Origin of the sequence: Paracoccus aerodenitrificans, assembly GCF_027913215.1 — a bacterium.
GTDB classification, from domain to species: domain Bacteria; phylum Pseudomonadota; class Alphaproteobacteria; order Rhodobacterales; family Rhodobacteraceae; genus Paracoccus; species Paracoccus aerodenitrificans.
In genome coordinates this window covers 1,234,469-1,250,043 of the sequence record NZ_CP115784.1, presented here as the reverse complement: position 1 = coordinate 1,250,043, position 15,575 = coordinate 1,234,469, and the positions used below count along the sequence as shown (strand labels likewise).

Annotated in this window: 14 protein-coding genes; 4 read left to right on the top strand and 10 right to left on the bottom strand. The window is 61.1% G+C overall.

The window, feature by feature from the left end; genetic code table 11:
• Positions 1–23: 23 nt before the first annotated feature.
• Both PAE61_RS07655 and xth read right to left on the bottom strand, forming a co-directional pair.
• The gene (locus tag PAE61_RS07655) at positions 24–3,467 is read right to left on the bottom strand and encodes a pyruvate carboxylase (protein ID WP_271114720.1); all 3,444 of its coding nucleotides are present in this window, start codon (positions 3,465–3,467) and stop codon (positions 24–26) included.
• Positions 3,468–3,562: 95 nt separating this feature from the next.
• Positions 3,563–4,348: an exodeoxyribonuclease III gene (gene xth, locus PAE61_RS07650; protein ID WP_271114719.1), complete on the bottom strand. Its 786-nt coding sequence runs from the start codon at positions 4,346–4,348 to the stop codon at positions 3,563–3,565.
• A gap of 77 nt (positions 4,349–4,425) precedes the next feature.
• On the opposite strand from xth, the gene PAE61_RS07645 reads away from it, so the two are divergent.
• On the top strand, positions 4,426–5,052 hold the full coding sequence (locus PAE61_RS07645; protein WP_271114718.1) for a hypothetical protein: 627 nt from the start codon (positions 4,426–4,428) through the stop codon (positions 5,050–5,052).
• Between the two features lie 4 nt (positions 5,053–5,056).
• Here PAE61_RS07645 and PAE61_RS07640 read toward each other — a convergent pair whose 3' ends face one another.
• Positions 5,057–5,383 (bottom strand): HesB/IscA family protein, encoded by a 327-nt coding sequence (locus tag PAE61_RS07640; RefSeq protein ID WP_271114717.1) that lies wholly within the window; start codon positions 5,381–5,383, stop codon positions 5,057–5,059.
• 83 nt (positions 5,384–5,466) lie between these two features.
• Here PAE61_RS07640 and PAE61_RS07635 point away from each other — a divergent pair, with 83 nt between their 5' ends.
• Positions 5,467–6,615, top strand: coding sequence for a deoxyguanosinetriphosphate triphosphohydrolase (locus tag PAE61_RS07635; RefSeq protein WP_271114716.1), 1,149 nt, complete (start codon positions 5,467–5,469; stop codon positions 6,613–6,615).
• Positions 6,616–6,635: 20 nt separating this feature from the next.
• On the opposite strand, the gene PAE61_RS07630 is transcribed toward PAE61_RS07635, so the two are convergent.
• Positions 6,636–7,529, bottom strand: coding sequence for a DMT family transporter (locus PAE61_RS07630; protein WP_271114715.1), 894 nt, complete (start codon positions 7,527–7,529; stop codon positions 6,636–6,638).
• A gap of 84 nt (positions 7,530–7,613) precedes the next feature.
• Between PAE61_RS07630 and PAE61_RS07625 the strand changes: the two genes are divergently transcribed.
• Positions 7,614–8,036 carry an OsmC family protein gene (locus PAE61_RS07625; RefSeq protein WP_271114714.1) on the top strand — a complete coding sequence of 141 codons (423 nt, stop codon included), beginning with the start codon at positions 7,614–7,616 and terminating at the stop codon, positions 8,034–8,036.
• Positions 8,036–8,878 carry a transglutaminase-like domain-containing protein gene (locus tag PAE61_RS07620; RefSeq protein ID WP_271114713.1) on the top strand — a complete coding sequence of 281 codons (843 nt, stop codon included), beginning with the start codon at positions 8,036–8,038 and terminating at the stop codon, positions 8,876–8,878. Before PAE61_RS07625 ends, PAE61_RS07620 begins: the two co-directional genes overlap by 1 nt.
• 25 nt (positions 8,879–8,903) lie before the next feature.
• Here PAE61_RS07620 and PAE61_RS07615 read toward each other — a convergent pair whose 3' ends face one another.
• The 6 genes from PAE61_RS07615 to PAE61_RS07590 all read right to left on the bottom strand — a co-directional run bounded on the left by PAE61_RS07615 (position 8,904) and on the right by PAE61_RS07590 (position 15,546).
• On the bottom strand, positions 8,904–11,216 hold the full coding sequence (locus PAE61_RS07615; protein WP_271114712.1) for an aldehyde dehydrogenase family protein: 2,313 nt from the start codon (positions 11,214–11,216) through the stop codon (positions 8,904–8,906).
• Positions 11,217–11,244: 28 nt separating this feature from the next.
• Positions 11,245–12,192, bottom strand: a complete 948-nt coding sequence (deoC, locus tag PAE61_RS07610) for a deoxyribose-phosphate aldolase (protein ID WP_271114711.1) — start codon at positions 12,190–12,192, stop codon at positions 11,245–11,247.
• Between the two features lie 121 nt (positions 12,193–12,313).
• Complete coding sequence (locus PAE61_RS07605) at positions 12,314–13,012, bottom strand: DUF1523 family protein (RefSeq protein ID WP_271114710.1); 699 nt, start codon at positions 13,010–13,012, stop codon at positions 12,314–12,316.
• Between the two features lie 13 nt (positions 13,013–13,025).
• Positions 13,026–13,304 carry a hypothetical protein gene (locus PAE61_RS07600; RefSeq protein ID WP_271114709.1) on the bottom strand — a complete coding sequence of 93 codons (279 nt, stop codon included), beginning with the start codon at positions 13,302–13,304 and terminating at the stop codon, positions 13,026–13,028.
• A gap of 3 nt (positions 13,305–13,307) precedes the next feature.
• The gene (locus PAE61_RS07595) at positions 13,308–14,732 is read right to left on the bottom strand and encodes a DUF6638 family protein (RefSeq protein WP_271114708.1); all 1,425 of its coding nucleotides are present in this window, start codon (positions 14,730–14,732) and stop codon (positions 13,308–13,310) included.
• Positions 14,733–14,832: 100 nt separating this feature from the next.
• Positions 14,833–15,546 (bottom strand): hypothetical protein, encoded by a 714-nt coding sequence (locus PAE61_RS07590; RefSeq protein WP_271114707.1) that lies wholly within the window; start codon positions 15,544–15,546, stop codon positions 14,833–14,835.
• Positions 15,547–15,575: the final 29 nt, after the last annotated feature.

The following is a 15,575-nucleotide window of genomic DNA, read 5'->3' as shown; positions in this document are numbered from 1 at the left end:
AAGAGGGGCAGCGCCCCTCTGCCTTATTCCAGCTCGACCATCAGATCCTTGGCGTCGATCTGCTGTCCCGGCGCGACATGAACCGCCTTCACCACCCCATCACGGTCGGCATGGATCGCGGTTTCCATCTTCATCGCCTCGATCGTCAGCAACAGATCGCCGGTCTTCACCGCCTGCCCCATCGTCACCGCAACCGTTGCCACAACCCCCGGCATCGGCGCACCGATATGCCCGTCATTGCCCGGATCCGCCTTGGGTCGGGCCACGGCAGAGGCCCCGGCGCTGCGGTTCGGCACACGGATATTGCGCGGCTGGCCGTTCAGTTCGAAGAAGACCTTCACCTCTCCCTTCTCATCGGTCTCACCAATGGCCTGAAGGCGTATTTCCAGCGTCTTGCCGGGGTCGATTTCGCAGCTGATCTGATCCCCCGGCTCCATCCCATAGAAGAAATTCCGGGTCGGCAGGGTCCGCACCGGACCATAGACCTGATGTCGGCTCATATAGTCGAGGAAGACCTTCGGATACATCAGATATCCGTTCAGATCCTCATCATCGACCGCTGCACCGTCCAGCTTTTCGGACAGATCGGCCCGGGCGGCGTCCAGATCGACCGGCTCCATGCTGGCTCCGGGGCGTGAGGTCATGGGTTTTTCACCCTTCAGAACCTTGTTCTGCAATGCTTCGGGCCAACCGCCCGGAGGCTGACCAAGATTGCCGCGCATCATGTCGATCACGGAATCGGGGAAGGCCACATCGACATTGGGATCTTCCACCTGCGCCCGGCTCAGCCCCTGAGACACCATCATCAGCGCCATGTCGCCCACCACTTTCGAAGACGGCGTGACCTTGACGATATCCCCGAACATCCGGTTCACATCGGCATAGGCCTGCGCGACCTCATGCCAGCGATCCTCAAGCCCCAGAGACCGCGCCTGCGCTTTCAGATTGGTGAACTGGCCGCCGGGCATTTCGTGCAGATACACCTCGGAGGCCGGAGCCTGAAGCCCGGATTCGAAGGCGCGGTAATCCTCGCGCACACGCTCCCAGTAATTCGAGATCTCACGCACGGCGCTGATATTCAGTCCGGTATCGCGATCCGTCCCGGCCAGAGCCTCGACCACGGAACCCAGAGTCGGCTGGCTGGTATTGCCCGAAAGCGCATCCATCGCACCATCCACGATATCGACACCCGCCGCCGCCGCTGCCAGATAGGAGGCACCGCCCATGCCGGATGTATCATGGGTGTGGAAATGGATCGGCAACCCGACCTCTTCCTTCAGCGCGGTGACCAGCTTGCGGGCCGCGGCGGGTTTCAGCAGCCCGGCCATATCCTTCAGCCCGAGAATATGCGCCCCCGCATCGCGCAGTTCTTTCCCCATCGAGACATAATATTGCAGATCGTATTTCGCCCGGTCCGCATTCAGGATGTCCCCGGTATAACAGATTGCCGCCTCGCAGATCTTGCCGCTTTCGATGACGGAATCCATCGCCACGCGCATATTCTCGACCCAGTTGAGGCTGTCGAAAACGCGGAACACATCGACGCCAGAGTCGGCTGCCTGTTTCACGAAGCTCTGGACCACATTATCGGGGTAATTCGTATAGCCGACCCCGTTCGAGGCACGCAGCAGCATCTGCGTCAGCAGGTTCGGCATCCGCGCCCGGATATCGCGCAGGCGCTGCCACGGACATTCCTGCAGGAAGCGATAGGCCACGTCGAAGGTCGCCCCGCCCCAGCATTCCACGCTGAAAAGTTGCGGCAGATTGGCTGCATAGGCAGGTGCGACCCGGATCATGTCGATGGACCTCATCCGCGTCGCCAGCAGCGACTGATGCCCGTCGCGCATTGCCGTATCGGTCATCAGCAAGCGTTGCTGACCGGCCACCCAGTCCGTCACGGCCTGAGCGCCTTTTTCCTCCAGCAATTGCCGCGTCCCTGCGGGCGGAGGATCAACGCGCGGCGCGGGCGCGACCGCCGGGCGGATCTCGGCCGGAGGTGCTGCACGTCCGGCCGTTTCCGGATGCCCGTTGACCGAGATATCGGCCAGATAGGTCAGGATCTTCGTCGCGCGGTCCTGACGCTGGCGGAACTCGAACAGTTCGGGCGTAGTGTCGATGAATTTGGTTGTATATTCATCCGACAGGAAAGTCGGGTGTTTCAGCAGGTTGATGACGAAATCGATATTCGTGCTGACCCCGCGCACCCGGAATTCGCGCAAGGCCCGGTCCATCCGGCGGATCGCCTGATCCGGGGTCTGCGCCCATGCCGTGACCTTCACCAGCAGCGAATCGTAGAACCGCGTAATCACCCCGCCCGAATAGGCCGTTCCGCCATCAAGACGGATCCCCATCCCGGTGGCCGAGCGATAGGCGGTGATGCGGCCATAATCGGGGATGAAATTATTCTGCGGGTCCTCGGTCGTCACCCGGCATTGCAGCGCGTGACCCGAGAGCGTCACCTGATCCTGAGACGGCACGCCCGTCGCCTCGGCCAGAGTCGCGCCCTCGGCCACCTTGATCTGGGCCTGCACGATGTCGATCCCGGTCACCTCTTCGGTGACGGTATGCTCGACCTGAACGCGGGGATTGACCTCGATGAAATAGAACGCGTCGGTTTCCATATCCATCAGGAACTCGACCGTCCCGGCGGCCTCATAGCCGACCGCCTGCCCGATCTTCAGGGCAAGAGCGCAGACCTCTTCGCGCTGCGCTTGCGTCAGATAGGGCGCGGGGGCGCGTTCGACCACTTTCTGATTGCGGCGCTGCACGGTGCAGTCACGCTCATACAGATGATACAGCCCGCCATGCCTGTCACCCAGCAACTGCACCTCGACATGGCGGGCGCGGGTGATCATCTTTTCCAGATAGCCCTCGCCATTGCCGAAAGCCGCCTCGGCCTCACGGCGGCCCTCGCGGACCTTTTCCACAAGCTCATCGGGGCCGTTGATCGGACGCATCCCGCGCCCGCCGCCGCCCCATGACGCCTTGAGCATCAGCGGATAGCCGATTTCGGCGGCTTCTTTCTTGATCGCGTCGAAATCCTCGCCCAGAACCTCGGTCGCGGGGATGACAGGCACGCCCGCCTTGATCGCCACGCGCCGCGCACTGGCCTTGTCACCAAGCGCCCGCATGGTTTCCGCCTTGGGACCGATGAAGATGATTCCGGCTTCGGTGCAGGCATCCACCAGATCGGGGTTTTCGGACAGAAGGCCATAGCCCGGATGTATGGCATCCGCGCCGCTTTCTTTCGCAACCCGGATGATTTCGGGGATCGACAGATAGGCCGCGACCGGCCCGAGCCCCTCACCGATGCGATAGGCCTCATCCGCCTTGAAACGGTGGAGACCCAGCTTGTCTTCCTCGGCATAGACGGCGACGGTCTTCTTTCCCAACTCATTGGCGGCACGCATGACCCGAATGGCAATCTCGCCACGATTCGCCACAAGGATCTTATTGATGTCGGCCATGATCTTCCCCCGGTTTCTGCGACTGCGAAAACAATACCCGATGAAAGAGGCTTGTAAACGCTGTATGACGAAGATCCGCGGGCTATAGCCGGACCCTATGCCGCCAGATCAACCCAGACAGGTACGTGATCCGAGGGTTTTTCGCCCGCCCGGACCTCTTTATCGACGCCGGATGATTTAACGATATCAGCGGCCTGAGGGGACAACATCAGGTGATCGATGCGGATTCCGTTATCGCGCCGCCATGCTCCGGCCTGAAAATCCCAGAAGGTGAAGGGACCGCGCTGCCCGAACGGATCGGCATTGCGCAGCGCATCGGTCCAGCCTTGCGCTGCGATGCGGCGAAATGCGGCGCGGCTTTCGGGCAGGAAAAGCGCATCCTTCACCCATTCGCCCGGCTCTGCCGCATCGCGGGGCTGCGGGATGATGTTGAAATCCCCCAGCATCACCACCGGCATTTCCGTCGCCAGCAATTCTGCAGCACGCAAACGCAGCCTTTCCATCCAGGCCAGCTTATAATCGTATTTCGGACCCGGAGCGGGGTTTCCATTGGGCAGATACAGCCCCGCAATGCGCACCGCGCGGTCACCGACCACGGTCGCCTCAATATAGCGGGCCTGTTCGTCGGCATCGTCACCGGGCAGGCTGCGCATCTGATCTTCCAGAGGAAGCTTCGACAGGACCGCAACACCGTTGAAGCTTTTCTGCCCGTGAGTCAGGACGTTATATCCCATATCCTCGAAATGGGTGGCGGGAAAACCCTCATCCACGGTCTTGATTTCCTGAAGCACCACCAGATCGGGCTGCGCCGCCGACAGCCAGTCGCTCAGCGCGTTCATCCGCGCCTTGATACCATTGATATTGAAGCTTGCGATTTTCATGGCGGCATCATGTGCCGGGGCGGGAGGATTGGCAAGCGGCAGACGGGTTCCTAGGTAGAGAGGAAAGGAGATGCCATTTGCGCCGCGCGATCATGATTTCGTCCCTGCTTCTGGCTCTGTCGGCCATGCTGTCGGTCGCGCAGGACGGGGCAAGGCCCGATATCGGCATCATGTGGAACCGCAGCGGCCTGCCTGCGACTTTGCCTCTGCAAATTCGCAGCGAAGGGCAGATGGATCACGCCGTTTTCCTGTCGCGTCCGGGCGCCGACAGCCCGGAAATGGCCGGTTATGTGCGCAGCGGCGCGTTCTTCCGTCTGCTGGTCCCGCCCGGAGACTGGCAGATCCGCATCGCCTCGGGCAGCGAATGGCAAGGCGAATCGGAGTTTTTCGGGGATGACACCATATGGACCGAACTGCCCGAAGCACTGAACTTCATGGCCGGTGAAGCGCAGTTGAACGGTCATTCGCTGACATTGATCGAAGATCGGGGCGATATCGAGATCACCACGATCAAGCCCCGCATTCTCTGCCGCGTCCCCTCCTGGCGCAAGGATCTGTTCGACCGCGCTCAGCAGAAAGAGGCACGTGAGGGGGATTTACCGCAGGAGCAATATACAGGAGCGCCGCCGGGTTATGATCCCGTTCCCGAGCCGATGTATTTCCCTGACCGGGAGTTTCGCCTGCGCTCAGTGCTTTGCGATTGATTTCTCAGATTGAGAAAGACGTGCCGCACCCGCAGGACGAGGCGGCATTCGGGTTCTCGATCACGAAACGCGCACCGATCAGCTCATCGGCGAAATCGATCACGGCCCCTGCCAGAAACGGCAGCGAGACCGGATCGACCAGTACACGCTGCCCGTTGCCTTCCAGCACCAGATCGTCATCGGCAGGCGCGTCCAGCCGGATATCGTACTGGAACCCGGAACAACCGCCTCCTTCCACCGCCACGCGCAGCGCCTGAGGGGCGGTATTTCCGTCATTGATCTCGGCCAGCCGTGCAAAGGCGCGCTCGGTCACTTGAGGGGGCAGGTTCATGGGGCGTTCCCGTTTCGCAATTCCTGTCAGGAATATAGGGTTCGCCCCGGAATGCTGCAAGGAAGCCCCCGCAAGGATCTGCCATGACCGCGCCTTATGCCTGCCAACCGGATGACAGCCGCGGACGGCGTCACGCGGAAGACCTGTCCAGCTTCCGCAGCCCCTGGCAGCGCGACCGGGACCGGATCATCCATTCCTCGGCCTTCCGGCGGCTGAAGCACAAGACGCAGGTTTTCGTCGAGCAGGAAGGCGATGCCTATCGCGGCGATTATTTCCGCACCCGCCTGACCCACACGATCGAGGTCGCGCAGGTCGCCCGGACCATTGCGGGCGCGCTTGGCCTGAATACCGATCTGGCCGAGGCTGTGGCCCTTGCCCATGATTTGGGCCATCCCCCCTTTGGCCATACCGGAGAGGATGCGCTTGCCGCCCTGATGGAGCCATATGGCGGGTTCGACCATAACGCTCAGGCCCTGCGCATCGTCACACGGCTGGAGCGTCACTATGCAGGTTTCGACGGGCTGAACCTTACATGGGAAACGCTGGAGGGCATCGCCAAGCATAACGGGCCGGTCGCAGCGCCCTATCCCTATGCGCTTGCCGAGGTAAACGGCCAGTGGGATCTGGAGCTTTCCACCAATGCAAGCGCCGAAGCGCAGGTCGCTGCCGTCGCCGACGACATCGCCTATAATCACCACGATATCCATGACGGGCTGCGGGCGGGGCTGTTCACCGAAACCGACCTGCTGGAACTGCCGGTTGTCGGCCCCGCCTTTGCCGAGGTGGACCGGCTGCATCCCGGCCTCGATCCCGCCCGCCGCCGCCATGAGGCGCTGCGCCGGGTGTTCGGCGTCATGGTCGAGGATGTGATTGCCGTGGCGCAGAACCGGCTGGTCTCGCTTCAGCCGGTATCCGTCACCGAAATCCGCGAGATGGACGGGCCGATCATCCGCTTCTCGAAGCCGCTTTATCAGAACCTCAAGGCAATCAAGTCTTTCCTGTTCACGCGCATGTATCGCGCCCCTTCCGTGGTCGATGAGCGCAAGCTGGTGACCGCCATGCTGAACGATCTGTTCCCGCTTTTCATGTCCCGCCCTCAGGCCCTGCCCGAGCATTGGCAGGCAGAGGCGCTTGCCGGATCGGAAACCGAATGTGCCAGAATCGTTCTGGATTACCTTGCCGGAATGACCGACCGCTATGCGATGGCCGAATGGGAGCGGATTTGCGGCTGAGCCACGCCTGACGGGGATACTCAGCGCAGGAAAATCAGCGCCATTCCCGCCACGGCGATTGCCGCGCCAAGCCAGCTTGCCGCGCTTGGTCTTGCGCCGATAACAATCCACAGAACCGGCAGGATAAATACCGGAGACAGCGCCGAAAGCGTCGATACGATCCCGACTTTTCCGCCCTGCAACGAGAACAGCATCAGCGACATGCCGATCACCATCGCGACGATGCCGGAACCGGCGACCATCAGGAAAATCCGTGGCGTCATTCTGCCATGCGGCTTCACCTGCGCCACTGGCAGCGCCATCACGCAGCCCAGACAGAGCACGGCGAAAAACACCCGGATCAGCGTTCCGACGACGGGGTCGAACCCCTCCTGCATGACCGGCCGCGCAATCAGCGACCCAAGCGCCTGACCAAGCGCCGAGCCGAGGCCGAACAGGATGCCGACCACGACATTGCCGTGAACCGCCTCGAAACGATGCGAGCCGCTGCGTCCGGGACGGCCCAGAACCGCGATGCTGACACCGGCGGCGCAAAGGAACACGCCGGCCCATCCGGCAAGGCTCAGATCCTCATCCAGCAGGATCCAGCCCAGTATGGCCGCCATCGGCGCATTCAGCGCGAATAACGCCCCTGCCCGACGCGGCCCAAGCCGGTTCAGCGTGAAATACAGCATCGTATCCCCGGCGAAGATGCCGACAATCCCCGACAGGGCCAGTGTCATGACCTGCGCCGTGGTCACATCCTGCCACAGCCCGCTCATCCAGACGATCACCGCCAGAATAAGCGCGACAAGCGTCTGACGGTATAAGCCGAAGGCAAACGGCCCCAGATGGACCGAGGCGGGCGCTCCGATCAGGCCGGTCACGGCCCAGCAAACAGCGGCGCCGAGCGCGGCAAGCTCATAAACCGGCAATCGGGCCTCCGACCGTATAACATAGGTGAATCGGGTGAACCGCCGTCCGGCCCACGCGTTATATCCGGGATAAAGGAGGATTTCATGATTACCAAGACCGGTTCCGCAAAATGGCAGGGCGCGATCAAGGACGGCAAGGGTGAGGTTTCCACCCAGTCCAGCGCATTGTCGTCTCAGCCCTATGGTTTCGCCACGCGTTTCGAGGACAAGCCGGGCACCAACCCCGAAGAGCTTATCGGCGCGGCACATGCCTCATGCTTCGCGATGGCGCTGTCGAAAGAGCTTCAAGAGGCAGGCGTGACCGATGTCACGATCGAGGCCAGCTCTGCCATCTCGATGGACAAGGACGGCGACGGTTTCGCGATCAAGACAGCGGCGCTGACCGCGACCGTCACGGGCAATGGCGACCGCGACGCGATCCGGAAGGCTGCCGAAGGTGCTAAATCCGGCTGCCCGGTGTCGAAACTGCTGAATGCGGATGTCACGCTCGATCTGAAAATCGCGTGATGTTCATCCGCTATGGCTATGACATTGAAATAGAAAGCGACGGCCCGCTGTCGCTTCTGCTGCAAATGTCAGTGCGTCCCGAGCGGCAGCTTGATCTGCGCGGCACCGAGGAGTTTTCGACCACGCCAGAAGTGCCGTTCTCGACATTTGTCGATGATTTCGGCAATTTCTCGCGGCGGCTCGGCACCCCTGCGGGGCGCTTCCTGATGAGGCAGACCGCCATCATCGCCGATTCCGGCCTGCCCGAACCGGAAATGCCCGACGCGCAAGAATTGCCGGTCGAGGCGCTGCCCGATGACGTGCTGCAATTCCTCATGCCATCGCGATATTGCGATTCTGATCTGCTGATGCAGCCTGCATGGGATTTGTTCGGCACGGTTTCTCCGGGTTGGCCGCGTGTTCAGGCGGTGATGGATTGGGTGCATAACCATATCACCTTTAATTATCAGGATGCCGATCCGACCCGCACCGCCCGCGACGCCTTCCGCGAGGGCAAGGGAGTCTGCCGCGACTTCGCGCATCTGGCGATTGCATTCTGCCGGGCGCTGAATATCCCGGCACGTTATGTGAATGGCTATCTCGGCGATTTCGGCGTTCCGGTGCCGCCTGATCCGATGGATTTCGCCGCCTCGGTGCAGGTGTACCTGTCCGGCCGCTGGTGGAATTTCGATCCCCGCAATAATCAGCGGCGTATCGGACGGCTGCCGGTCGGCTATGGGCGGGATGCGACGGATGTGCCGCTGTTTTCAAGCTTCGGGCAGCATCAATTGCTGAACTTCACGGTTATCGCCGAGGAAGTCGATGAAAACGGCAGGTTGATCGGGCAGAAGCAATCCGCGTGACCCCTGCCCGGCGCGGTATTTCCGCCTAGTAAACGACGCTGCCGGTTCCTGCCGGCAGCGCCCCATAGGGCAGCCAGACGGTTTTCCATTGCACGGACCTGTTCAGGAAAACCCGGCCCTGCGCATCGTCCCGGGACCAGTCCCGGTTGGGGAATGACCAGACCGGCTTGAGATTGCCCGTCGAGGCTTTTTCGACCGCATCAGCCCCTTTCGCCCCGCAGAACCACAGCGCGGAAACCTCATCATGCGCGGCAAGCACCGCCGCAAGCTCGTCCTTCGCGCCCGAGACGATATTCACCACACCGCCCGGCAGATCCGACGTATCGAAGATCTGCGCCAGATCGAATGCCGCAACCGGGTCATCCTGAGCCGGAATAGCGACCACGGCATTTCCCATCGCGATCAGCGGCGCAACAAGGCTGACGAAGCCAAGCAGCGGCGCATCGTTCGGGCAGGCAAGGCCGACTACCCCAAAGGGCTGAGGGATCACATTGACCAGATATCCGGGCTTTGTCTGCACATTCCGCCCGTCATATTTATCCGCCCATCCCGCATAGAAAAACAGCCGCGCAATGGCTGTATCCACCGCCTGCCTGCCATGTTTTCCGGCAAGCTCCTCGCGGCGCAGGGACAGGTTTTCGGCAATGAAATACATGACCTGAGCCCGGCCATGCCCGCCCATCGCGGCCCATTTCCCGGCCTTCGCGGCGGCCTCGACCGCGTTGCGGATATCCTTGCGGTTGCCAAGCGGCACCAGATCGCCCGAGGCCGCGCGATAGCTGGCCCCGCCATCGGGCCGTTTCTGAGCGCCGCCGATATAGAGTTTCTCGGTCCGGTCGATCCCCTTGCCGGAACCCGAACCGTCAGGCATCGCCTTCGGGGGTTTCGGGGACTTTTCCTTGGCAGCCGGTGCGGCAGGCGCTGCGAGATACTCCAACAGCCCGACATATCCGCCCTCACGCCCGAAACCGGATTCCCGCATTCCGCCGAAAGGTGCCGCCGCGTCGAACATATTCGCGCCGTTGATCCAGACCACGCCGGATTTCACCTGCGCCGCCAGGTCCGTGGCCACCGTGGCGCTTTCCGACCAGATCTGAGCGGCAAGGCCATAGCGGGAATTATTGGCCAGGCTGATCGCCTCATCCGCGGTGCGGAACGTGGTCAGCGTGGCGATGGGACCGAATATTTCCTCGCTCCAGGCGGGGTTCGCCGGGGAGATGTCGCGCAGATAGCCCGGCGCGACGAAACATCCCTCTGACGGCGCACCGCCGATCAGATCGCCGCCTGCCTCGACCGCTTGCCTGCATAATCCGGTGATCCGGTCCTTCTGCACCGGATGCACGATCGCGCCGATATCCGTCGATTTATCCAGAGGCGGCCCGACCCGAAGCGTCCCCAGCCGCCGCTGAAGCAGAGCCTCGAACCGGTCCGCAACAGATTCGGCCACCAGAATCCGCGAGCCCGCGCAGCAGACCTGCCCCTGATTGAACCAGATGGAATCGACGACGCCTTCCACGGCGGCATCCAGATCGGCATCCTCCATGACGATAAAGGGCGATTTCCCGCCAAGTTCCAGCGTCAGCCGCTTTGCGGTCCCGGCCGTCGAGGCGCGGATGGCACGGCCAACCTCGGTCGAGCCGGTGAAGGCGATCTTGTCCACATCCGCCGCCACCAGAGCGACGCCTGTTTCGCCGTCGCCGGTGACGATATTGACCACGCCGTCTGGCAGACCTACCTCCTGACAGATTTCCGCAAAGGCCAGAGCGGTCAGCGGCGTGTACTCCGCCGGTTTCAGCACGACCGTATTGCCCGCCGCAATCGCCGGTGCGATCTTCCAGGCCAGCATCAGCAGGGGAAAATTCCACGGGATGATCTGCCCGGCAACGCCAAGCGGCGCATAGCCCGGGAACTCATCACCCATGATCGAAGCCCATCCGGCATGGTGATAGAAGTGACGCACCACCAGCGGAATATCGGCGTCCCGGCTTTCGCGGATCGGTTTGCCGTTATCCAGCGTTTCCAGCACGGACAGGAAACGCTCTCGCTTCTGGATCGTGCGGGCGATTGCGTAAAGATATTGCGCCCGCTCATGCCCCGACAGCTTCGCCCATTTCGGCTGCGCCTTGCGGGCGGCCTTGACGGCGGCGGCCACATCCTCCGCCGTGCCCTGAGTGATCTGCGCCAGCGTTTCGCCGCTGGCCGGGTCCGTCGTGACAAAGCCACGCCCCGCATCGGTGAAGCTGCCATTTATGAAATGACCGAAACGCTCGCGCTTCGCCAGCCAGTCGCGCACGGCGCTGCTCTCCTCGACCGAGGGGCCGTAATCCATCGTCTGCATGATTTCGCTCACAGTCGGTATAATTCCCTCAGGCCATTGTCAGGCGGTGGGCCGCCGCATAGCGGCCGGTAACGTAATGGCTGATCTGGCGCTCCAGATCGGCCAGCAGCGAGGAGGCCCCGATACGGAACAAATCGGGCCGCACCCAGTCGCGGCCAAGTTCCTCGACCATCAGCATTTGCCAGGACAGCGCATCCTTCGAGGTCTTCAGCCCGCCCGCCGGTTTGAACCCGACCTTGTGGCCGGTCTGCGCCTGATAATCCCGGATCGCCCGGCACATGACCAGCGAGACAGGCAGCGTCGCATTCACGCCTTCCTTCCCGGTCGAGGTCTTGATGAAATCGCTGCCCGCCTGCATCGCGACATGGCTGGCTTTCGCGACATTTTCCAATGATTTCAGATCGCCCGTCGCAAGGATCGCCTTCATCCTGGCCGCTCCGCAGGCCTCTCGCATGGCGCGGATCTCATCATAAAGCGCCGCCCATTCGCCGCGCAGCACATGGGCGCGGGTGATCACGATGTCGATTTCGTCCGCGCCCTGATCCACGGCATAGCGGATCTCGGCCAACCGCAGATCCAGAGGCATCAGCCCGGCGGGAAACCCCGTCGCAACGCTGGCCACCGGAATGCCGCTGTTTCCAAGGGCTTTCTTCGCCGCCGCGACCATCGTCGGATAAACACAGACCGCGCCGGTGGTCAGCCCCTCGACGCCCATCGAGGCCAGCATATCGGGCGCGACCGGCTGGCGGGCCTTGGCGCACAGCCGGGCCACGCGGTCTTCGGTATCGTCTCCGGCCAGCGTGGTTAGATCGATGCAGGAAATCGCATTCAGCAGCCATGCCGCCTGATGGTCTTTCTTGATCGAGCGCCGCGTCGGCAATGTCGCTGCGCGGCGTTCCACCGCAGGGGTGTTGATGCGGATCCGCTCGAACCATTCCGGCGTCAGATCGGTGCCGGGATTGCTTTTCTGGGCCATGATCTATCCATATCTGGTCAGACCCGCACGGTATCCGCGGATCACACAGGCGACAAGCGGAACCACAGCCCCGATCCGGCAGCAGACCGGGGCGCAGCCCATCGCATACCCGACGATACGCCTATTCCTTCGGATCGCGCGGCTTGCCCTTCCAGGTGTTCAGCCAGCCGGTAAAGCCCTCGCGGGCCTCGTTGAATTCATCCGACACGCGGTCAACCGCCGCATCCGCGCGTGCATCGACGCGGTCCACCGCCTCACCGACACGTCTGGCCGCCGGGTCGATCGTGCGCTGCCGGAACTGGTTCCACATCCGCCAGAGCAGCATCAGCAGGATTCCGAGAACGATCAGGATCAGCATGGCGGGCCAGTTCAGCGGCGCCTCGGACGGGCCCGAGACCTGCGTCACCGAAATCGCATTCGGATAGATCGAGATCAGCGGAATCCGCCAGCCATAAGAGGTAATGCTCACCCAGATCGGATCGCGCGAATCCGAGCGCAGATTCGTCGCCTCGGCATGCAGGTTCGAGCTGTCATATTTGAAATAGGGCGGCCAGATCAGGCCGGTATCCTCGTTGCGGTAGACGAAAACCTTGTCATTCGGGCGCACCGTTTCGATGAAACGGATATCGCGCTGCCCCGAGGCGTTCTCGACCGTGCCGGTATCGTCCGAGGCATAGAAAATCGCATTCCGGCCAACCTCGGTCAAACGGTTATAGGTGTTGGTAATGCGGACCGTATCCTTGCTGGGAAGGGCATAATCGAGAAACAGAAAGACGAAGACGCCGAATACGACGCCCAGAGTGACCTTGATATAATACATCGGGCGCGGCTCCTTATTGCACGTTAACGGCCCATGCGATCACCACGATGGCGACCGTCGGCACGACAAAGACAAGCGCGACCAGCCGCGCCTTGAGGGTTTTCTGAAACCCCGTCATCGAACGCTGGACGAACTTCCTTCGTTCCGGGCTGTTTCCGGCGCGGTCGGGGTGACGGCGGTCCCATTCATCTTCCAGCGACTCGGCTTTGGTCGAGCGCAGATAGACCGAGATGAGAACGTAGAACACCGCCTCGATGATGAACAGCACGATTGCCAGCCGGATCACCGCCATGTCTCAGCCTCCCCACGGGCCACGAAAGCCCGCTGAGCCGGGCCGCGCCGCTCTGCTGCCCGCGCTTTCCGACAATGTTGCACCGGTTTTCGCCCGCCCCCAGGGACCTGCCACGACCGGAGCCACCGGGGCGGCTTCCTCCATCCCCGGTTCGGGTCCGAACAATGCGTCGCGGGTGCCCTGCTTGTCGATCTGATATTCGCGGGCAAGATGGTTCACCACATATTCCTTCTTGGCCTCATCCCAGGTCTGATATTGCTGATAGAACAGTGGTTTGTTCATGATAAACAGAGACCGCACATCATGCGGCGCAAGCTCGGTCAGCAACTGGTTGATCAGATCGCGGGCCGGAGTCGCACTGCCCCGGATCGCATAGAAATAAGCAGGGCTGGCGCTGTCGATCACCGGCCAGGCCCCACCCTCTTCGGCATAGCGCAGCAGCGCACTCAGCCCGCGTATCTCTTCGGGCAGGCCATGCCCCATCCGCGCCGCCGCCCTGCGCAGCGCCGAGCGCGTCCCGTCGCCCGTGTCGATCCCCAGCCTTGTGGCGGCATCGACAAGGATAAAATCGATCTTCTGCCGCAGGATCGCCGCCGCATCCGTGCCTTTCGCCGTCACGATCGGCTCGGCAAGCGCGTTGCGGGCCATCCACATGGCAATGGCATTCATGTCCTGCAGGCTCATCATTCTGACATTCGGCAGGTCGATATCGAATTTCGGGTCGGTGAAAACGCGCGGATCGCGGAAGATCATCGCATCCTCGCGCGGGCTGCGGAACACATAGACCCCGCCGAATTGCGAGGTCCAGAAATCCGGCACCTCGTAATCCCCCGTCTCCAGATGGATCGGGTTGCGGATGACATCGCCGGTTTCCTTCGCCTGCTCGATCATCCGCGCGATCAGCACATCGTCATACCATGCATCCGGCTCGGTGCGGAAACGCTCGATCAGCGCGGTCAGCCTGTCGGCATTGGCGACATGATTTCCGGTCGTATCCGCCCCGATCCGGATCCGCCCGATCTGCAACAGATCGGAGGGCACACTGACCTGCCAGACCATATCGTCCATCTCTCCGACCACCGCATCGCGGGCGGTGAGACTGAACAACTGGCTTTCATTATCGCGGATGAATTGCTGCAAAAGATCCCGCAGCACCGAGAGATCCGCATTCAGCAGCGGCGCGGTCTTCTGTTCGGTGGTCAGCAGGATGAACTGGCGATGCGCACCCTCGGGGTTGAGGTAATCCATCTCCCCGATCTCATCCCCGATCTCGGGCGAGTACCCCGCAAGGTCGATATGAAACTCGGCCAGTTGGGTTTCTTTGCCTGTGACCAGCTTCAGCGCCCGGTTATAGCGCTGCACCCATGCAGGGCTGTCCACCCGGATGAGATTGCCGAACATCAGACCTTTTTCGATGAGGCGTTTCATGCGGTTACCTTATTATGATTATGTACCGGATCACGCAGTGAAGGCCTGACCGCGGCGATATGATCGCAATCACAATAACCAAACAGTTCGCAGCGAAATATCACCATTGATCTTGCTTGTCTGGGAGAAAACTAGGGTTATAAAATGCAACATCATTCATCAATTTTGAAATTTTCTTCGGAAGATCTTCAATTTTCAGACGTTTTACCATAATCTGCTGGTCTTCCGATAATTGATCGACAATTTCCGTAAGCTGTTTCGTTTTTTGTTCCAGCCTATGCGCCAAACTTAAAAGTTGGCTAGGATCTTCCATTCGATGCGGGTGTGAGCACACTTCGTCTAGTGCAACCTGTACGCTGTTAACGCCTTGCTCCAATGATTGATTCGAATCATATCTCGCTCCGTAAACCTGAAGATCATAGAGCGTCGCTAGATCTGAAAGCAGGTCTTTAATCCGTTCATCAAAAACCTTTTTAGCATTTTGCTGCCGTCTAGCTTGGTATTCGTCCGCAAAAATCTCACCTTGCTTTTCCAGAATCCGGACTTGAGCATCTTGCGCCTCACTGATTTTCTTCCACTCTAAACGTTGTTGCTGCAATTCCTTTCTCTGTGCCTTAAGTTCCTGCGATTGGAGCATCACCGTTACAATTAGCCACGCAAAGGCTAGCAGGCTGCCGAACCCGGCTATCGTATCGCCAACTTCATTGAAATCGAGATACGCGAATTTAGCGAGACGTGATGAACAATTTGGCTTTTCCGTGCACTCACCTCCAAATCCCAGAAACGCTGCATACAGCAAGACATAGACTGTCAAAAGTATGCCCCACACGACTGGTGAAGCGT